The sequence below is a fragment of the Pseudomonas sp. UV AK001 genome (assembly GCF_046097675.1).
GTDB lineage: Bacteria > Pseudomonadota > Gammaproteobacteria > Pseudomonadales > Pseudomonadaceae > Aquipseudomonas > Aquipseudomonas kribbensis.
Genome location: NZ_JBJUVZ010000001.1, coordinates 1,019,448 through 1,037,203 on the forward strand (window position 1 = coordinate 1,019,448; position 17,756 = coordinate 1,037,203).

19 protein-coding genes are annotated in these 17,756 nt (G+C 60.6%); 6 read left to right on the forward strand and 13 right to left on the reverse strand.

What is annotated here, in order from left to right:
• Positions 1-36 precede the first annotated feature (36 nt).
• The 5 genes from ACKLNA_RS04675 to ACKLNA_RS04695 all read right to left on the reverse strand — a co-directional run bounded on the left by ACKLNA_RS04675 (position 37) and on the right by ACKLNA_RS04695 (position 6,152).
• Positions 37-678, reverse strand: coding sequence for a DUF1345 domain-containing protein (locus ACKLNA_RS04675; RefSeq protein WP_114883288.1), 642 nt, complete (start codon positions 676-678; stop codon positions 37-39).
• Between the two features lie 159 nt (positions 679-837).
• A complete protein-coding gene (locus ACKLNA_RS04680; protein WP_408985026.1) occupies positions 838-1,311 on the reverse strand; it encodes a hypothetical protein in 474 nt (157 codons plus the stop codon).
• Complete coding sequence (locus ACKLNA_RS04685) at positions 1,308-1,754, reverse strand: hypothetical protein (protein WP_408985027.1); 447 nt, start codon at positions 1,752-1,754, stop codon at positions 1,308-1,310. The genes ACKLNA_RS04680 and ACKLNA_RS04685 overlap by 4 nt, the downstream gene beginning before the upstream one ends.
• Before the next feature lie 126 nt (positions 1,755-1,880).
• On the reverse strand, positions 1,881-4,979 hold the full coding sequence (locus ACKLNA_RS04690) for a multidrug efflux RND transporter permease subunit (RefSeq protein WP_408985028.1): 3,099 nt from the start codon (positions 4,977-4,979) through the stop codon (positions 1,881-1,883).
• 15 nt (positions 4,980-4,994) lie between these two features.
• Entirely contained in the window at positions 4,995-6,152 is a 1,158-nt protein-coding gene (locus ACKLNA_RS04695; RefSeq protein ID WP_134827046.1) for an efflux RND transporter periplasmic adaptor subunit, read from the reverse strand.
• 184 nt (positions 6,153-6,336) lie between these two features.
• Here ACKLNA_RS04695 and ACKLNA_RS04700 point away from each other — a divergent pair, with 184 nt between their 5' ends.
• Together ACKLNA_RS04700 and ACKLNA_RS04705 are read left to right on the forward strand one after the other, a co-directional pair.
• Positions 6,337-7,038, forward strand: coding sequence for a response regulator transcription factor (locus ACKLNA_RS04700; protein WP_007960391.1), 702 nt, complete (start codon positions 6,337-6,339; stop codon positions 7,036-7,038).
• 4 nt (positions 7,039-7,042) lie between these two features.
• The gene (locus ACKLNA_RS04705) at positions 7,043-8,344 is read left to right on the forward strand and encodes an ATP-binding protein (RefSeq protein ID WP_408985029.1); all 1,302 of its coding nucleotides are present in this window, start codon (positions 7,043-7,045) and stop codon (positions 8,342-8,344) included.
• Positions 8,345-8,384: 40 nt separating this feature from the next.
• Here the strand turns inward: ACKLNA_RS04705 and pncA are convergent, their stop codons facing one another.
• From pncA to ACKLNA_RS04725, 4 genes are all read right to left on the reverse strand, one after another.
• Positions 8,385-9,011, reverse strand: a complete 627-nt coding sequence (pncA, locus tag ACKLNA_RS04710; protein WP_408985030.1) for a bifunctional nicotinamidase/pyrazinamidase — start codon at positions 9,009-9,011, stop codon at positions 8,385-8,387.
• Positions 9,012-9,061: 50 nt separating this feature from the next.
• A complete protein-coding gene (locus ACKLNA_RS04715) occupies positions 9,062-9,820 on the reverse strand; it encodes an anti-sigma factor family protein (protein WP_408985031.1) in 759 nt (252 codons plus the stop codon).
• Positions 9,817-10,302 carry an RNA polymerase sigma factor gene (locus ACKLNA_RS04720; protein WP_114886697.1) on the reverse strand — a complete coding sequence of 162 codons (486 nt, stop codon included), beginning with the start codon at positions 10,300-10,302 and terminating at the stop codon, positions 9,817-9,819. The genes ACKLNA_RS04715 and ACKLNA_RS04720 overlap by 4 nt, the downstream gene beginning before the upstream one ends.
• Before the next feature lie 62 nt (positions 10,303-10,364).
• The gene (locus ACKLNA_RS04725) at positions 10,365-10,898 is read right to left on the reverse strand and encodes a tetratricopeptide repeat protein (RefSeq protein ID WP_408985032.1); all 534 of its coding nucleotides are present in this window, start codon (positions 10,896-10,898) and stop codon (positions 10,365-10,367) included.
• 158 nt (positions 10,899-11,056) lie between these two features.
• Between ACKLNA_RS04725 and ACKLNA_RS04730 the strand changes: the two genes are divergently transcribed.
• The 3 genes from ACKLNA_RS04730 (at position 11,057) to nudC (ending at position 13,562) form a co-directional block, all read left to right on the forward strand.
• The gene (locus ACKLNA_RS04730) at positions 11,057-11,830 is read left to right on the forward strand and encodes a methyltransferase domain-containing protein (RefSeq protein ID WP_408985033.1); all 774 of its coding nucleotides are present in this window, start codon (positions 11,057-11,059) and stop codon (positions 11,828-11,830) included.
• 82 nt (positions 11,831-11,912) lie between these two features.
• Entirely contained in the window at positions 11,913-12,725 is an 813-nt protein-coding gene (locus ACKLNA_RS04735) for a crotonase/enoyl-CoA hydratase family protein (RefSeq protein ID WP_085709995.1), read from the forward strand.
• A gap of 6 nt (positions 12,726-12,731) precedes the next feature.
• Complete coding sequence (gene nudC / locus ACKLNA_RS04740; RefSeq protein ID WP_408985034.1) at positions 12,732-13,562, forward strand: NAD(+) diphosphatase; 831 nt, start codon at positions 12,732-12,734, stop codon at positions 13,560-13,562.
• Here nudC and ACKLNA_RS04745 read toward each other — a convergent pair.
• The 4 genes from ACKLNA_RS04745 to ACKLNA_RS04760 all read right to left on the reverse strand — a co-directional run bounded on the left by ACKLNA_RS04745 (position 13,530) and on the right by ACKLNA_RS04760 (position 16,250).
• Positions 13,530-14,309 (reverse strand): TSUP family transporter, encoded by a 780-nt coding sequence (locus ACKLNA_RS04745; RefSeq protein WP_119428211.1) that lies wholly within the window; start codon positions 14,307-14,309, stop codon positions 13,530-13,532. The genes nudC and ACKLNA_RS04745 overlap by 33 nt on opposite strands.
• 108 nt (positions 14,310-14,417) lie before the next feature.
• Entirely contained in the window at positions 14,418-14,939 is a 522-nt protein-coding gene (locus ACKLNA_RS04750) for a hypothetical protein (RefSeq protein WP_408985035.1), read from the reverse strand.
• 212 nt (positions 14,940-15,151) lie between these two features.
• The gene (locus tag ACKLNA_RS04755) at positions 15,152-15,631 is read right to left on the reverse strand and encodes a nuclear transport factor 2 family protein (RefSeq protein WP_085709991.1); all 480 of its coding nucleotides are present in this window, start codon (positions 15,629-15,631) and stop codon (positions 15,152-15,154) included.
• A 52-nt stretch (positions 15,632-15,683) separates the two neighbouring features.
• Positions 15,684-16,250, reverse strand: coding sequence for a TetR/AcrR family transcriptional regulator (locus ACKLNA_RS04760; RefSeq protein WP_408985036.1), 567 nt, complete (start codon positions 16,248-16,250; stop codon positions 15,684-15,686).
• A gap of 125 nt (positions 16,251-16,375) precedes the next feature.
• On the opposite strand from ACKLNA_RS04760, the gene pssA reads away from it, so the two are divergent.
• Positions 16,376-17,719 (forward strand): CDP-diacylglycerol--serine O-phosphatidyltransferase, encoded by a 1,344-nt coding sequence (gene pssA / locus ACKLNA_RS04765; RefSeq protein ID WP_408985037.1) that lies wholly within the window; start codon positions 16,376-16,378, stop codon positions 17,717-17,719.
• Positions 17,720-17,756: the final 37 nt, after the last annotated feature.

Here is a 17,756-nt window from a genome sequence, read left to right on the forward strand (position 1 = left end):
CCCCGTGCAGCAATGCCGGGGCGTTTTTTTGTGCGCTCAGCCGAACAATCCGGCGGCGATGTTGATCGAGAAACCCAGAATCGCCGTATTGAATACGAAACCGATCAGCGACTGTGCCAGCACGATCTTGCGAATCTCCCGCGTGGCCACACCGACATCTGCCGTCTGAACCGCCACGCCGATGGTGAACGAGAAGTACAGGAAGTCCCAGTAGTTGGGTGTCGTCAGCCCTTCGGCAAAGCGCAGCGCCGGCTCCTTGCCGTCCCAGGTGTAAAACAGCCGGGCGTAGTGCACGCAGAAAATCACCCCGATCAGCAGCCACGAACCGATCACGGTTAACGCGGTAAACCCGTAGTGCAGGAGCTTGCGGGTGGTTTCCAGGTCCTTGCTGCCGGCCAGTTCGACAGTAATGGTGGCCAGGCTGGCCAGAGCGGCGATACAGACGACGAACAGCACCAGCCCGGCATTTTCATCCTCGACCTCGGCAATACGTTTGACGTCCGGCGCTTTGGCTCGGATGGTCAGCCAAAGCATCAGGATCAGGTAAGTCCAGACCCCGGCATTCCAGCCAATGAGGATTTTGCTGATGACGGATTCCGCCGGGGCCAGGAGGCCTGCGGCAAGGCCGAGCAATGCGGCGGCGGAGAGGCGAGGGTGGGTGCGGGCGAGGAAGCGCATGGGAGGCTCTGTGTTGACGGTGTCGAGCAAACCATAGCATGGGTGTGGGTTCTGGCAGGTGGCAGGGGGGGGGGGGCGAACATAAAAACCTTGAACCTTTGTCAGCGTTGACAGAGGTTCAAGGTTTTTTCGTTTCAGATGGACTGGCGCATAAAAGCATCAGTTTTGGATATGAAGCTTGCCTTTGGAGACCATCACGGTTTCCGGAAGAGGATCCCCGTTCTGACCCTGGAACTCGAATTCGGCTTCAATCTGCCCCTTGTCTGAGCCGGCAGCAGGGAGCTTGAAAAAAGTGACTGTCCCTTGAATCGCCGGGTAAAAGGGGTCGATATCAACGGCGAGCCTTTCCACGAACACTGCCCTGACCAGACTCGAATCCGTTACCAGGTTGTAGGTAATATTCAAATTGGCGGTTTGCGCCACATTCAGAACAATACTCAGATTCCGTCTAGGACGACTCGGGCCAGCAATCCACCATTCTCCACTGGCCGCCCAGGCCTCTTGTTTGAACAGACTATCGTACTGAGCCGTAAGAGTGACGGTTTCTGCTGTGTAGCTTCCCTTCACTGGCGGCTTCAGACCATCGACATCGGCGGTCAAGATACCTTCGGAGACTGGTTGAGCTGCAGTCATGGTTTTGCACTCCCTTGGTCGTTGGGTATCAGGTCAAGTTCTCCGTTGACAGTTACTTGCTCCTTTCCATTTTGCGACACCGCAACGAAGTTGAACGTTGCCCTGGCTTCGTCTGTGGTCGCGTTTATGGTGACAGTGACTGTGCCGCTATGCGCAACGAAAGGCGCTTGGCTAGAGCCTGATGTACTTTTCCACCAGCGTGCTGAAGCCTGGGGATCAGCATCGGCGAAATCGAAGGTCTGGCTGTCCATATCGCCCTCGTTCCGGAAATTCAGGGCAATGTTTCTGCGTTCGTCCGGCCATTGCGGCAAGGGGGCCCATCCTTGTAGGGACCGGCCCATGGCCACTGAGTAGAACATTTCTTTTGCAGCAAAATCCGGAAGTTCGGGATCGCTTGTCGTGGCTGTGAATTTGCCATCTGCATTGCCCTTTACATTCGACATGAGTAGCTCCTGATTCAAGTCAAACCGCGAAGTGAAACGTGACAGGAGCTAGCCTAAAGGCCTTAGGCGATCGGCGAACCTGTCAATGTTGACAGGTGTAAAAGCCGACCGTCTTATAGCGAAGCATCATTTTTTTCCGGCCCATCGGGTTACGGCTTTCACTACAACCACAAAGAAAACCGGCACAAAGATCACCGCCAAAGTCGCGGTAATCATCCCGCCAATCACCCCTGTGCCAATCGCCTGCTGACTCGCCGAACTTGCGCCCGTGGCAATCGCCAGCGGCACCACGCCCAGAATGAACGCCAGCGACGTCATGACAATCGGCCGCAACCGCAGACGCGCCGCTTGCAGCGTGGCATCAACCAGATCGTGACCTTCGTCATACAGGCTCTTGGCAAACTCGATGATCAGGATCGCGTTCTTCGCCGACAGGCCGATGATGGTGATCAGCCCGACCTTGAAGAACACATCGTTGGGCATCCCGCGCAGCGTGACCGCCAGTACCGCGCCGAGCACACCGAGCGGCACCACCAGCAGCACGGAAGTCGGAATCGACCAGCTCTCATACAACGCCGCCAGGCACAGGAACACGATCAGCAGCGAAAGACCGAGCAAAATCGGCGCCTGACTGCCGGACAAACGTTCCTGCAGCGACAGACCGGTCCATTCCTGACCCATGCCTTTCGGCCCTTGCGCTACCAGCCTTTCGATTTCCGCCATGGCTTCGCCGGTGCTGTGGCCGGGTTTCGGCTCGCCGGAAATCGAGATCGCCGGGTAGCCGTTGTAACGGGTCAGCTGGGCCGGGCCTTGGGTCCAAGTGGCTCTGACGAATGCCGACAGCGGCACCATTTTTCCGGCGTCGTTGCGTACGTGCATCTTCAGCAGGTCGTCGACCTGACTGCGGCGGTCGCCTTCGGCCTGCACCACCACCCGTTGCATGCGCCCCTGATTGGGGAAGTCGTTGACGTACGAAGAACCGATGGCGGTGGACAGCACGTTGCCGACGTCGGCGAAGGAAATGCCCAGCGCGTTGGCCTGCTTGCGGTCCACTTCCAGCTGCACTTGCGGCGCTTCGGCCAGGGCGCTTTCACGGACGTTCATCAGGATCGGGCTTTTCTCGGCGGCTTCCAGCAATTGGGTGCGTGCCTCCATCAGGGCTGCATGGCCGAGGCCGCCGCGATCCTGCAAGCGGAATTCGAAACCGCTGGAGGTGCCGAGGCCGTCGACCGGTGGCGGCAGTACCGAGAATGCCATCGCGTCCTTGATCTGGCTCAGGGCGATGTTGGCACGATCGGCAATCGAGCTGGCCGAGTCGTCGCTGCCGCGATGCGACCAGTCCTTGAGCGTGGTGAAGGCCAGTGCGGCGTTCTGCCCGCTGCCGGAAAAGCTGAAACCAAGAATCACCACACTGTCACTGATGCCCGGTTCGCCACTGTTGTGCGCTTCAAGCTGTTCGGCGACCTGCACGGTACGATTCTTGGTCGCGCCCGGCGGCAACTGGATGTCGGTGATGGTGTAACCCTGGTCCTCGACCGGCAGGAACGAGGAGGGCAGGCGCGCAAAGCACAGGCCGAGCCCCACCAGCAGCACAACGTAAATCAGCAGGTAACGCCCGGTGCGTTTCAGCGCGTAGCCGACCCAGCCCTGATAGCGATCGGTCAGTTGCTCGAAGCGGCGGTTGAACCAGCCGAAGAACCCGGACTTCTCGTGATGCTCGCCCTTGGCGATCGGCTTGAGCAACGTTGCGCACAATGCCGGGGTCAAGGTCAGGGCGAGGAAGGCCGAGAACAGGATCGAGGTGGCCATCGATAGCGAGAACTGCCGGTAAATCACGCCCACCGAACCCTGCATGAACGCCATCGGAATGAACACCGCCACCAGCACCAGCGTGATGCCGATGATCGCGCCGGTAATCTGCCGCATCGCCTTGCGCGTTGCTTCTTTCGGAGACAGACCTTCGGTGGCCATGATCCGTTCGACGTTCTCCACCACCACGATGGCGTCGTCCACCAGAATGCCGATGGCCAGCACCATGCCGAACATGGTCAGCACGTTGATCGAGAAGCCCAGCGCGAGCATGGTCGCGAAGGTGCCCATCAGCGCCACCGGCACCACCAGCGTCGGGATCAGTGTGTAGCGGATGTTCTGCAGGAACAGGAACATCACCGCGAACACCAGCAGCATGGCTTCGCCGAGGGTGTAGACCACTTTGGTGATCGAGACCTTCACGAACGGCGAAGTGTCGTAGGGGATCTTGTATTCCACGCCGGTCGGGAAATAGCGCGACAGTTCATCCATCTTCGCCCGGATCAGCGTTGCGGTGCTGAGGGCATTGGCGCCCGGCGACAGTTGCACGCCGACAGCGGTGGACGGCTTGCCGTTCAGGCGGGTGCCGAACTGGTATTCCTGGCTGCCGATCTCGACCCGCGCCACATCTTTGATGCGCACGGTGGAGCCGTCCGGATTGGCCTTGAGCACGATGTCGGCGAATTCTTCCGGCGTCGACAGTTGCCCCTTGACCAGAATCGTCGCGGTGATTTCCTGAGTGCCCGGGTTCGGCAGATCGCCGATGCTGCCCGCCGAGACCTGGGCGTTCTGCGCGACGATGGCGGCGTTGACGTCGGCCGGCGTCAGGTTGAAACCGATCAGCTTCTGCGGATCGACCCAGATCCGCATCGCCCGCTCGGCGCCATACAACTGGGCCTTGCCGACGCCGTCGATACGCTTGATCTCGTTCATCACGTTGCGCGCCAGATAATCACTGAGCGCTACGTCATCGAGCTTGCCGTCGCTGGAGGTCAGGGTGATCAGCAGCAGGAAACCGGCGGAGACTTTTTCCACCTGCAACCCTTGCTGGTTGACCGCTTGCGGCAGGCGCGACTCGACCACCTTCAGGCGGTTTTGCACGTCAACCTGTGCCAGCTCAGGGTTGGTGCCCGGCTGGAACGTGGCTTTGATCGTGGCGCTGCCGAGGCTGCTCTGCGATTCGAAATACAGCAAGTGATCGGCGCCGTTGAGCTCTTCCTCGATCAGGCTGACCACGCTTTCGTCGACGGTCTGCGCCGAGGCGCCCGGGTACACGGCATAGATTTCGATCTGCGGCGGCGCGACGTCGGGGTATTGCGCCACCGGCAATTGCGGGATGGCCAGCGCACCGGCCAACAGGATGAACAACGCGACGACCCAGGCGAACACCGGGCGGTCGATAAAGAACTGCGGCATAGAAGAGCGTCCTGCTTACTGACCAGAGGTCTGGGCAAGTGGAAGAGGGGTGTCGTCGATCTGCACGGTTTCGCCGGGGCGGGCGTGCTGCAGGCCTTCGATGACCACGCGGTCGCCGGCCTTCAGGCCACCGGTGACGATCCAGCGGTCGTTCTGCACCGCGCCCAGTTGCACCGGTTGCAGGGCGACGCGCATCTGATCGTCAACGGTCAGCACTTGCGCCACACCGGCGCTGTCGCGTTGCACCGCACGTTGCGGCACGGTCAGACCATGCTGGATCACGCCTTGTTCCAGACGCACGCGAACGTAGCTGCCGGGCAGCAGATCGAGGTCGGGGTTGGGGAACTCGCTGCGCAGAACGATCTGCCCGGTGCCCGGATCGACCGTGATGTCGCTGAACAGCAACTTGCCCGGCAGCGGATAGAGGCTGCCATCGTCCTGGATCAGCGTGGCCTTGACCTGGTCCTGGCCGACCTGCTGCAACTGGCCGGAGCGGAAAGCGCGGCGCAGTTCATTCAGTTCACGAGTCGACTGGGTGAGGTCGGCGTGGATCGGGTTCAGTTGCTGGATCAGCGCCATGGGCGTTGTTTCGTTCTGGCCGACCAGTGCGCCTTCGGTCACGAGGGCGCGACCGACGCGGCCGGAAATCGGCGCAGTGACGGTGGCGTAACCCAGGTTCAGTTTCGCTCGTTCGACGGCAGCCTTGTTGGCGGCAACGTCGGCGGCGGTCTGTCGGGCGTTGGCGCGGGCGTTGTCGTAGTCCTGAGCGCTGATGGCCTTGTCGTCGATCAACTGGGCGTAGCGCTGCTCCTGCAATTTTGCCTGGAACGCATTGGCTTCGGCCTTGCGCAGAGCCGCTTCGGCGCTGTCCAGGTCAGCCTTGAACGGTGCCGGGTCGATGCGGAACAGTACGTCACCCTTTTTTACGTCGCTGCCTTCGCGATAGGTGCGTTGCAGCACGACGCCGGCCACCCGGGCGCGGACTTCGGCGATGCGCGGCGCAGCAATGCGCCCGCTCAGTTCGCTGCTGATCGACAGGGGGCGCGCCTCAAGGGTTTCGACCCGCACGGTGGCCGGCGGCGCCTGTTCCTCGGTGCTCGAGGATTTACCACAGGCACTCAGCGTCAGCGCCAATGCGATCAGGCCGAGCCCGGCCAGCAGATTCTTCGACATGTACAACCCCCAATATTGATCTGCGCATCCTACGGACAGTCGCCGAGGGTAGCGGTGAAGCTTTGTAGGCGCTGTGTGAAATTGTGTAAGGGTTTTGCTCAGGGACGAGTGAGGGCGTATATCCTTTACGCCTTGAAATTTATTGCGACATGACCGTCGCCATCGCTCGCTCTGGATCACCTCAATGCCCAACATCCTCCTGGTCGAAGACGACACCGCCCTCGCCGAACTGATCTCCAGCTATCTCGAGCGCAACGGCTATTCCGTCAGCGTGATCGGCCGGGGCGACCATGTGCGCGAACGGGCACGGCTCAATCCGCCGGATCTGGTGATTCTCGACCTGATGCTGCCGGGCCTCGATGGCTTGCAGGTGTGTCGCCTGTTGCGCGCAGACTCGGCGACGCTGCCGATCCTGATGCTCACTGCCCGCGATGACAGCCATGATCAGGTGCTGGGCCTGGAAATGGGCGCCGACGATTACGTGACCAAACCCTGCGAGCCACGAGTCCTGCTGGCCCGAGTGCGCACGTTGTTGCGCCGCAGCAGCCTCGGCGAGCCGATGACCGCCAACGACCGCATCCTGATGGGCAATCTGTGTATTGACCTGTCGGAGCGCACCGTGACCTGGCGCGAACAACCGGTCGAGCTGTCCAGCGGCGAATACAATTTGCTGGTGGTGCTGGCCCGTCATGCCGGCGAAGTGCTGAGCCGCGACCAGATCCTGCAGCGCCTGCGCGGTATAGAGTTCAACGGCACCGACCGCTCGGTGGACGTGGCGATTTCCAAATTGCGGCGCAAGTTCGACGACCACGCGGGCGAGGCGCGCAAGATCAAGACCGTGTGGGGAAAGGGTTATCTGTTCAGCCGTTCCGAGTGGGAATGCTGAGTCGATGTTCAGAATCCTGTTTCGCCTTTATCTGGTGACGATCGTTTCCTACAGCGCGGCAATCTATCTGGTGCCGGATCTGGTGGTGATGGCGTTCAGGGATCGCTTCGTGACTTACAACCTCGACTATTCCCGGGGCCTGCAATCGCTGATCACCAAGCAGTTTCGCGCGGTGCCGCAGGATCAGTGGCCGGCGGTTGCCGCGTCGATGGACAAGGACTTCCAGCCGCTGCACATCGTCCTCGCCCGCATCGATAACGCCGACTTCACCCCGATCGAGCAGGAACGCCTGCGCCGTGGTGAAAACGTGGTGCGCATCGGTGACTGGGGCTGGCGTACGCTGGCGGTGACGCCGCTGAACGGGGAGATCGCCGTGCAAATGGTGGTGCCGCCGGATCCGATGGACGTGAACTTGCTGTACTGGAGCATAAACGTCCTGATCGGTGCGAGCCTGCTGGCGTGCCTGCTGCTCTGGTTGCGTCCGCACTGGCGCGATCTTGAGCGCCTGAAGCGCACCGCCGAGCGCTTCGGCAAAGGCCATTTGAGCGAACGTACGCAAATCGGCTCGAGTTCGAACATCGGCAGTCTGGCCAATGTGTTCGACACCATGGCCGGCGACATTGAAAACCTGCTCAATCAGCAGCGTGATCTGCTCAACGCGGTATCCCATGAGCTGCGTACACCACTGACCCGACTGGACTTCGGCCTGGCGCTGGCGCTGTCCGATGATTTGCCGCAAACCAGTCGTGAACGCCTGCAAGGTCTGGTGGCGCACATTCGCGAACTCGATGAGTTGGTGCTGGAGTTGCTGTCCTACAGTCGCCTGCAAAACCCGGCGCGCTTGCCGGAGCAGGTCGAAGTGTCGCTGGACGAGTTCATCGACAGCATTCTGGGCAGCGTCGACGAAGAACTGGAGTCTCCGGAAATCGTCATCGATGTGTTGCTGCACAATCAGCTGGAGCGTTTTTCCCTGGATCCACGCCTGACGGCTCGCGCGATTCAGAACCTGCTGCGCAACGCCATGCGTTACTGCGAAAAGCGCATTCAGATCGGTGTGCAGGTCTGCCCGAAGGGCTGTGAAATCTGGGTGGATGACGACGGGATCGGCATTCCGGAAGACGAGCGTGAGCGGATTTTCGAACCGTTCTATCGACTGGATCGCAGCCGTGACCGGGCAACTGGCGGGTTCGGCCTGGGACTGGCGATCAGCCGTCGGGCGCTGGAAGCGCAGGGCGGGACGTTGACGGTGGAAGGTTCGCCGTTGGGTGGAGCGCGGTTCAGGCTTTGGCTGCCGACCCCGGCGTGAAGCTGCTCGTTCCCCCGAACGTCGCGGGAACGAGCATCAGTCAGAGCAGTTCAGTGGATTGAATCAGTCCGACCCCTGCCACCTGCATCCGCTCCATCGCCGACGCCAGCGAGCCGTTCATGTCGATCGCCCGGCACGCATCCAGCACCACAAACGTATTGAACCCCGCCGTCCGTGCATCCAGCGCGGAAAACATCACGCAGAAATCCAGCGCCAGACCGACCATGTACACCGTGTCGATGCCGCGCTCCTTCAGATAACCCGCCAGCCCGGTGGTGGTCGCCCGGTCCGCTTCCAGAAACGCCGAATAGCTGTCGATGTCCGGATTGCAGCCCTTGCGGATGATCAGTTGAACGTGGGGCAAGTCGAGTCCCGAGTGAAACTCGGCGCCGTGCGAGCCCTGAATGCAGTGATCCGGCCACAGGGTTTGCTCGCCGTATGGAAGTTGAATCACGTCGTAGGACTGGTGGCCGGGATGGCTGGAGGCAAACGAAGCGTGGCCCGCCGGGTGCCAGTCCTGGGCAATGACGACCTGGTTGAACTGTTCGGCGAGGCGATTGATCAGCGGGACGATCAGGTCTCCCTCGGGCACGGCCAGTTGGCCGCCGGGAATGAAATCGTTCTGTACGTCGATGACCAGCAGGGCTGTGCGTGGCGAAATCGGCATAAATCCATCCTTCTTGGAAAATCACCCCGGCAGCATAGTGACAAAAATCTTTAAACGTTCAGCCGGGTCTTAAACATTTTCGCCATCTCTTCCAGCTCGGTCGGCGGGTTATGCCCGATCAGCATCCACGCGTGTTCACGTTCGGTCCAGTACACCACGTTCATCCCGTGCCGACGCTCGTGGGCCAGCGCCTGGCTGCCACTGTTGGTTCGCGTGACGCACAGCGCCAGCGGGCCATGGGTGGCGTCGAGCCAGGTCATCTGCGCAATCGGCACGCCGTCGTATTCAAGCAGCTGCGCACGTTTGAACTGTGCGCCGGAAAGTTTGAGTTTCGCGGGCGACAGGTTCAGGCCCAGTCGTGCATCAACCGTGCGCAATTGCGCCAGTTGCGAGGCTTCGTCGGTGGCCAGGTGTTCAAGGGTTTGCGGGACGTACAGCGCCATGTAATCGCCCACCAGCTCGCGCCAGCCATGCGATTGCTGCGCTTGCCAACCGAGGAACAAACGGTCGGCCGCTACACCCGCGAGCACCATGCCCGCTGCTGCCGCGCCGATGAACCAGCGCCGGCTGAATCCGGGCCGTTGCGGGGAGGGCGCGGCATCCAGCCGGGCGTGCAGGCGATCGAGCGGTGCCTGTCGTGCCAGCTCATCGTAGGCGTCGCGATAGGGCAGGTTGCTGCGGCTCAGCCACTGCACCCGAAGATTGAGCAGCGGATCGTCGGCGATGAGGCTGTCGAGCTGGCTGCGTTGTTCGCGGTCCAGTTCATCGTCCAGATACGCCACCAGTTGCTCGTCGGAAGGCGTATTCATTGCCGGTCTCCTGCGGGGGTGTTCGGTACCGCATGCAGCGGTGGATATTCGGCCAGTTTCAGGCGTGCGGTGGCGAGACGGCTCATGACGGTGCCGATCGGCACTTGCAGGATCTCGGCGACTTCGCGATAGGACAGACCCTCGACATAGGCCAGGTACACCGTTTCACGCTGGGTCTCCGGCAGCGCATCGACGCGGCGGATCACCTGCGCCGCCATGACGTGGGTCTGCGCGGCGTATTCGCCGTCGAATGTCAGCTGGCTGTCGGCGTCCACCACGCCCTGGCCCTGGCGCACCCGGCGGGCGCGCACTTCATTGAGCCAGATCGAATGCAGGATGCTCAGCAGCCAGCGATCCATGCGCGTGCCGGCCACGTACTGGCCCGAACGTTCAAGCGCCCGCACGCAAGTGGCTTGCACCAGATCCTCGGCCACGTGCCGGTTGCGCGACAGCAGCAAGCCATAACGCCACAGGCGCGCCAGGTGTTGTCCGAGTTCGGCTCTGAAGGCCTGATCGCTGAAAATGTTCGCCTCCGCGTGTCGTGTCAGGTTTTCGATGAATCGTTGATGGCTTCGGCCAGGTCCCGGTATTCCTCGCAGCCCGTGCCGCAGATCTTCTGGATATGCTGCAACTGCTCCTGCGCCAGATCGACGCGGCCCTTGATGACATAAGCCTCGCCCAGGTATTCGCGGACCTGTGCGTATTGCGGATCAAGTTTGACCGATTGCAGGTAATAACCGATACCTTCGTCGGTTCGGCCCAGCTTGCGCGTGGCGTAACCGCGATAGTTGAGTGCTTTGGCGGTGTTCGGCTGTTTCAGGGTGTCGAGCAAGGCCAGGGCTTCTTCATATCGGCCGTCCTTCGCAAGACGATAGGCGTAGTCGGTGCGGTCGGCGTCCGGTACCAGGCTGCTGGTCTGCGTCACGCATTTCTGCGTTTTGCTGTCGTACACCTGACCTTTCGGGCAGTTGGGCTTCTGCACCGGCTCGTCTTCATCACCGTGGGCCAGGGCCAAAGGGCTGGACAACATCGCGGCCATCAGCAACGGGGCGGCGAACATAACGGAACGGAAAGTCATGGGCAAGGCTCCATAGTGGGGTCATGTGTCACGTTGAACACCACAAGGTGAAGTTTTATTCATTGCTTTGTCAGGTGCCATTCAAGGAAAGCGCAAACCCGAGCGCTATGCTCCTGACGTCTGTCGTCAATCCGCCGTTCTACCCCGGGAGTTGCGCCATGAAAGATCAGGTTCACCACTCCGCTGCCGCCGGTTACAAGACCGCAGCCGAAACCTACGTCAAAGGTCGGCCGGACTATCCGCCGGCGGTCACCGATTGGCTGACGACAACCCTGGAACTGGACGCCCACAAGACCGTTATCGACCTCGGCGCCGGCACCGGCAAGTTCACCGGACGATTGGTGGCGACCGGTGCCCAGGTGATTGCCGTGGAGCCGGTGGCGCAGATGCTGGAAAAATTGTCTGCCAACTGGCCCGATGTGCTGGCCGTGAGCGCCATGGCGACGGATCTGCCGCTGCCCGACGCCTCGGTGGACGCCGTGGTCTGCGCCCAGGCCTTTCACTGGTTCGCCAGCACCGAGGCGCTGGACGAAATCGCCCGGGTGCTCAAGCCCGGCGGCAAGCTCGGGCTGATCTGGAACCTGCGCGATACCCGGGTCGGCTGGGTGCCCAAGCTCGATGCCATCGTCAACGCCCGGGAAGGTGACACGCCGCGTTACTACACCGGCGCCTGGCGCAAAGTGTTCCCGCACCCGGCATTCGGGCCGTTGCAGGCCGAACATTTTCACCATGGTCATACCGGTTCGCCGGAAGATGTGATTTTCAACCGGGTGCGTTCCACCAGTTTCATCGCGGCGCTGCCGGATGCAGAGCGTGCACGGATCGATGAACAGTTGCGGGCGTTGATCGCATCCGATCCCGAACTGCGGGGCAGGGATGTGATGACCGTGCCCTACGAGACTGCTGCGTTCGTGGCGGTGAAGGGCGGCTAGAGTCCTGCATTTGGCCGAACCGCCGTTCTGAGGCCTTGATATAGTTCAGGCCTCATTTTCAGACCGGTAAAGGATTTCTGCCATGACTCAATACACCGCCTTCAGCGTCGAACTGGCCGACAACATCGCCCATGTGCAGATCAACCGGCCGGAAAAGATCAACTCGATGAACGCTGCGTTCTGGAGCGAAATCGTCGAGGTATTCCAGTGGATCGACGACACCGACGAAGTGCGGGTGGTGGTGCTCAGCGGTGCCGGTAAACACTTTTCCTCGGGCATCGACCTGATGATGCTGGCCGGCGTGGCCAATGAGCTGGGCAAGGACGTCGGCCGCAACGCGCGCCTGCTGCGCAAAAAGATCCTGACCCTGCAAGCCTCGTTCAATGCCGTCGACAATTGCCGCAAACCGGTGCTCGCGGCGATCCAGGGTTATTGCCTGGGCGGCGCCATCGATCTGATCGCGGCCTGCGACATGCGCTACGCCGCCGAAGACGCACAATTCTCCATTAAAGAAATCGATATCGGCATGGCGGCTGACGTAGGCACTTTGCAACGGTTGCCACGGATCATCGGTGACGGCATGCTGCGTGAGCTGGCTTATACCGGTCGTACCTTTGGTGCCGAAGAGGCCCGCAGCATCGGGCTGGTCAATCGAGTCTACAGCGACAAGGACAGCCTGATCGAAGGCGTGATGGACATTGCCCGGGACATCGCCGGCAAGTCGCCGATCGCGGTCACCGGCACCAAGGAAATGATCAGCTACATGCGCGACCATCGTATCGACGACGGTCTGGAGTACGTTGCCACCTGGAACGCCGCCATGTTGCAATCCACCGACTTGCGCGTGGCCATGGCCGCCCACATGAGCAAACAGAAACCCGAATTTCTGGATTGAGAAACCATGACATCTCGCTGGACCACCGCAGTACTGGACACCGATCAACCCGGCGGCTGGGCCGTCGCGCGCAGCCCCGAGGGCTTTCTGTTCGATGACAACGGCGCGCTGTTCCCCCGGGAATGGCTCAAGCGCCAGGACTTGTCGATCCTCGCCGAGCACGGTATCGGTCACCTCGATGGTGAACCGGTGTACCTGCTGGAACTGCGCAGCACGAGCGAGGTGCCGGGTTGCAACTGGAAAGGCCTGCGGGCGTTCATGCTCGACGGCGATCACACGATCTACAAGGTGCTGGGTTACGCGGCGCAGATCGGGACGTGGGCCCGTGAACACCGGTTCTGCGGCAACTGCGGTCAGCCCATGACCCAGGTGCCGCGGGAGCGGGCGATGTATTGCCAGCCCTGCGACCTGCGCAGTTATCCGCGCATTTCGCCAAGCATGATCGTGCTGGTGACCCGGGGCGATGAAGTGCTGCTGGCGCGTTCGCCGCGCTTCGTCACCGGGGTCTACAGCACGCTGGCCGGGTTTGCCGAGCCAGGGGAGTCGGCCGAGGATTGCCTGATTCGCGAAGTGCGCGAAGAGGTCAGCATCGAAGTGAAGAACATCCAGTACATGGGCAGCCAGTGCTGGCCGTTCCCGCACTCGATGATGCTGGGCTTCCATGCCGAATATGCCGGCGGCGAGATTGTCTGTCAGGAAGACGAGATCGAAGACGCCCAGTGGTTCAACGTGCACGATCTGCCGCCGTTGCCGGCGTCCAAATCGATTGCCCGTTACCTGATCGACGTCTACGTGGCGCGGCGCTTAGGCCACGCTGAACCAGTGCTGCCAGGCTAGACGCACGGTCAACCCCAGCACCACGGTGATGAACACCGGACGAATGAACTTGGCGCCGCCGCTGATCGCGGTGCGTGCCCCGAAGAACGCGCCGACCATCACCGACAGGCCCATACTCAGGCCGATGATCCAGTCCACCTGCCCGGAAAACACGAACACCGACAGCGCCGCAATGTTGCTGACGAAGTTCATGCTGCGCGCCACGCCGCTGGCCTTGACCAGATCGATGGGGTAGAGCAGCAGGCTGCTGACGGTCCAGAACGCGCCAGTGCCCGGGCCGGCCACGCCGTCATAGAAACCAAGGCTGAAACCCTGGCTCGATTGCCACTTTTTCTTGATCGGTGCATCGCTGTCCAGCGGCGCTTTCGGCGTGCCACCAAACAACAGGTACAGGCCGCAGGCGAAGACGATCACCGGCAGCATCTTGTTCAGCCATTCCGCCGGCAGATAGTGGGCGACGATGGCGCCGGTCAGTGCGCCGACCAGGGTGCCGATGATCGCGTGCATCCACTGCCGTGGGTGAAACAGCTTGCGTCGGTAGAAGGTGAAACTGGCGGTGGCCGAGCCGAAGGTCGAACTCAGCTTGTTGGTGCCCAGCACCAGATGCGGCGGCAGGCCTGCGGTGAGCAGCGCAGGCGTGGTCAACAGACCGCCACCGCCGGCGATGGCGTCGATGAATCCGGCAATGAAAGCGACAAGGGCCAGAACGGCCAGGGTAGTGAGGTCAACGCTGAGTTCGAAAGGCATGGAATCGGCTTATTTCGGCAGGGCAGGAACGGGCGGTCATCATAGCTGTAACACCCGTTCATCGCGACTGGGATACTCATCGATCCAATAATGCCTGAATGTCAGTGGCTACATAGTCGAGAACCAGACGTTGTCGATGAAATACGGCCCATTGTTTCCAAAGAAATCGTTGGGAATAGCGAAGTGAACACTTAACCACTCGTAACCGGGCCGGATAGTGCCTTTGAGCGTCAGCGTCCTTGTTTGCGAATCGACATAGCGCACTTCGAGCCATACTTCATGTTCACCAGTGTTGCGATTGGTCGCCCAAAGCGTGTAGTAGATGTGCGCGTGAAACAGAGGGCTGGAGGTTTTGTCGAGGATCGGAGGGTGAATTCGTCGATCCTTGGTGTCTTGCAACGGGGCGGCATTGGGAACCTGGATCTGGAAACTGAAAGCGAACTCTCCCGGTTGAATTTGAAAGGTCTCGGTTGTCAGACTCTGACCCAGGTTTCTACCACCAACCAAGCGTGCGGCATAGTTACCGTTGTGGAGTTCGACGGATATAGGTGTGTCGTAACCTTTTGGAATCCATTTGCGGAAATCACCGGTACTGAAATCACCATTTGGAACCATGTTTTTCTCGGTCATATCAGTCGCTCACTGTCATGGGTAGAAGAGAGGCCGTTAATTCGGCCTAATGTGGCTGCATGGCAATGATTTGATGAAATCTCTGTGGTCGCTACTGTCATTACTGACAGTCCATTAGTACCTTTTGCGATAAATGCGACTGACTTCTGTTTTTGAGGAAATGCATTAAGTGGAAGCATCCGTGCTTCCACCGGAAGTAGCGAGGTCCGCAGTTACAGACCCAGCTCCGACAGCCCCGGATGATCATCCGGGCGCCGGCCCAGCGGCCAGTGGAACTTGCGTTCGCTTTCCTTGATCGGCATGTCGTTGATGCAGGCATAGCGCTGGAACATCAGGCCGTGCTCGTCGAACTCCCAGTTTTCGTTGCCGTAGGAACGGAACCAGTTGCCCGAATCATCGTGCCATTCGTAGGCGTAGCGCACGGCGATGCGGGTGTCGGAGTAAGCCCAAAGTTCCTTGATCAGGCGGTAATCCAGTTCCTTGGCCCATTTGCGGGTCAGGAAGGCCTTGGCTTCCTCGCGGTTGTTGGCGAATTCGGCGCGGTTGCGCCATTTGGTGTCCAGGGTATAGGCCAGCGAAACCCGCTGAGGGTCGCGGGAGTTCCAGCCATCCTCGGCCAGGCGAACTTTCTCAATGGCCGATTCACGGTTGAAGGGTGGTAATGGCGGACGCACTTCGGCTGCAGTAGACATGTTTGTCTCCCGATCAAATTAACGATTTAACAACTTGTCGCTTATTGAGGCTTTACAGGTCCAATAACTTTCGCGCCATGCATTGCGCATTATCGGCGGCACTGTGATCACCCATCACAAGCGCTACGGTAATGGCGCCGTCAATCAGGATCAGCAACTGTCTGGCCAGCAGTTGCGGGTCCTCGGCGCCATGTTCGGTACACAGCTCGCACAGGTAGTCGAGCAGCTTCTGTTTGTGGTCTTTGGCGACCAGGCGCACCGGATCCTGCGGATCGCCGGTTTCGCCACTGGTATTGATGAAGGCGCAGCCCCGGAAGCCTTCCGAGGCGAACCAGCCCTTGAGCACGGTAAACAGATTGAGCAGGCGATCGGCCGGGGTTTCGGCCTGATCGACGGCGCTTCTGTACCAGTGCATCCAGCGCAAGTCGCGGCGTTTCAGGGCGGCGACGGTCAGCTCCTCCTTGTTGGCGAAGTAGCGGTAGATACTCTTTCTGGAGACACCGGCGGTTTTCACCAGAAGATCCATGCCGGTGGCCGCGATGCCACTCTTGTAGATCAACTTTTCGGTGACATCCAGAATGATGTCGCGGGTCGTGTCATTGCTTGTGATTTCGTTCATGTGGTGAACAGTAGAACGATCGTTCTCCTTGGTCAAGAAGTTATTTTTTTTGATCAGGCGGGAGACCCGAAGGAGTTGATGGTGTAAGCTCTCGGGTTCTTCGGATTCGACCCATTGCGAGCCCTATGCCGTTGCTTTTCAAACGCTCTCTGCTGCCCAAACTGCGCAGCTTTCCGCTGACCGCCGAGGCCGTGACCATTCTGTCCGGCGCCGCCGAGTTCCGTCGTTGCCTGCTGGAGAAAATCGCCCAGGCGACCCAGCGCATCTACCTCGTCGCGCTCTATCTGCAAAACGACGAAGCCGGTCAGGAAATCCTTGAGGCCTTGCACGCCGCCAAGCTCAAGCGCCCGGAGCTTGAAATCGTTGTCGTGGTCGACTGGCTGCGCGCCCAGCGCGGTTTGATCGGCGCCGGCAAGCAACCGGGCAACGCCGCCTGGTATCAGGAGATGACCCGTACCCACCAAAGCGTGGTGCCGGTCTACGGCGTGCCGGTGCAGACCCGCGAGCTGTTTGGTGTGCTGCACCTGAAAGGCTTCGTGATCGACGATTGCGTGGTCTACAGCGGCGCGAGCCTGAACAACGTCTACCTGCACAAGTTCGACAAGTACCGCTTCGACCGTTATCACGTATTGCAGAGCCGTGAACTGGCGGACTCGATGCATCATCTGGTCAAGCACGGCCTGATCGAATCGAAAGCGGTGCATCGCCTCGACCTGCCGCACCTGCCGACCACCCGCAGCCTGCGCAACGACATCGGCGACCTGCGCAGCCGTCTCAAGTACGCGGCGTACGACACCAGCGTCGGCGGCACGGCGCATACCGGCCTTTCGGTCAGCCCGTTGCTCGGCGTGGGCAAGAACAACCCGCTGAACCGGGTGATTCTGGAACTGATCGCCAGCGCCCAGAAGCAGCTGACCATCTGCACGCCGTACTTCAACCTGCCGCTGGGGGTGATCCGCGAGATCAACCGGGCGCTGGCGCGCGGCGTGAAGATCGACATCGTGGTCGGCGACAAGACCGCCAACGACTTCTACATTCCGCCGAGCGAGCCGTTCAAGGTGATCGCCGCGTTGCCGTACTTGTACGAGATCAGCCTGCGCCGTTTCGCCAAGCGCCATCAGCGCAACATCGACAGCGGCCAGTTGAACCTGCATCTGTGGCGTGAAGGCGACAACAGCTATCACCTCAAGGGCATGTGGATCGACCAGCGCTACACATTGCTGACCGGCAACAACCTCAACCCGCGGGCTTTCCGTCTCGATCTGGAAAACGCGCTGCTGATCGACGACCCGAAAGGCGAGTGGCTGGAGCCGCGTCGTCTTGAGCTGGAAAACATCTTCGAACACACCACGCGGATCGAACGTTTCCAGGATCTGGAAGCCTTGCCGGATTACCCGGCCGGGGTGGCAAAGTTCCTCAAGCGCGTGAGTCGGGTGCGGGTCGAACGGTTGCTGTACCGGATTCTGTAACGCCGGAAAACAAAAATCCCCCGAACGCGCAAACGCG

Excerpts from the sequence above, each read along its gene's own strand:
- ACKLNA_RS04675 (WP_114883288.1), bottom strand. The coding sequence starts at position 678 with ATGCGCTTCCTCGCCCGCACCCACCCTCGCCTCTCCGCCGCCGCATTG.
- ACKLNA_RS04695 (WP_134827046.1), bottom strand. The coding sequence starts at position 6,152 with ATGTCGAAGAATCTGCTGGCCGGGCTCGGCCTGATCGCATTGGCGCTG.
- ACKLNA_RS04680 (WP_408985026.1), bottom strand. The coding sequence starts at position 1,311 with ATGACTGCAGCTCAACCAGTCTCCGAAGGTATCTTGACCGCCGATGTC.
- ACKLNA_RS04760 (WP_408985036.1), bottom strand. The coding sequence starts at position 16,250 with ATGAACGAAATCACAAGCAATGACACGACCCGCGACATCATTCTGGAT.
- ACKLNA_RS04735 (WP_085709995.1), top strand. The coding sequence starts at position 11,913 with ATGACTCAATACACCGCCTTCAGCGTCGAACTGGCCGACAACATCGCC.
- ACKLNA_RS04700 (WP_007960391.1), top strand. The coding sequence starts at position 6,337 with ATGCCCAACATCCTCCTGGTCGAAGACGACACCGCCCTCGCCGAACTG.
- ACKLNA_RS04755 (WP_085709991.1), bottom strand. The coding sequence starts at position 15,631 with ATGTCTACTGCAGCCGAAGTGCGTCCGCCATTACCACCCTTCAACCGT.
- ACKLNA_RS04725 (WP_408985032.1), bottom strand. The coding sequence starts at position 10,898 with ATGACTTTCCGTTCCGTTATGTTCGCCGCCCCGTTGCTGATGGCCGCG.
- ACKLNA_RS04715 (WP_408985031.1), bottom strand. The coding sequence starts at position 9,820 with ATGAATACGCCTTCCGACGAGCAACTGGTGGCGTATCTGGACGATGAA.
- ACKLNA_RS04705 (WP_408985029.1), top strand. The coding sequence starts at position 7,043 with ATGTTCAGAATCCTGTTTCGCCTTTATCTGGTGACGATCGTTTCCTAC.
- nudC (WP_408985034.1), top strand. The coding sequence starts at position 12,732 with ATGACATCTCGCTGGACCACCGCAGTACTGGACACCGATCAACCCGGC.
- pssA (WP_408985037.1), top strand. The coding sequence starts at position 16,376 with ATGCCGTTGCTTTTCAAACGCTCTCTGCTGCCCAAACTGCGCAGCTTT.
- ACKLNA_RS04730 (WP_408985033.1), top strand. The coding sequence starts at position 11,057 with ATGAAAGATCAGGTTCACCACTCCGCTGCCGCCGGTTACAAGACCGCA.
- ACKLNA_RS04685 (WP_408985027.1), bottom strand. The coding sequence starts at position 1,754 with ATGTCGAATGTAAAGGGCAATGCAGATGGCAAATTCACAGCCACGACA.
- ACKLNA_RS04745 (WP_119428211.1), bottom strand. The coding sequence starts at position 14,309 with ATGCCTTTCGAACTCAGCGTTGACCTCACTACCCTGGCCGTTCTGGCC.
- ACKLNA_RS04690 (WP_408985028.1), bottom strand. The coding sequence starts at position 4,979 with ATGCCGCAGTTCTTTATCGACCGCCCGGTGTTCGCCTGGGTCGTCGCG.
- pncA (WP_408985030.1), bottom strand. The coding sequence starts at position 9,011 with ATGCCGATTTCGCCACGCACAGCCCTGCTGGTCATCGACGTACAGAAC.
- ACKLNA_RS04750 (WP_408985035.1), bottom strand. The coding sequence starts at position 14,939 with ATGACCGAGAAAAACATGGTTCCAAATGGTGATTTCAGTACCGGTGAT.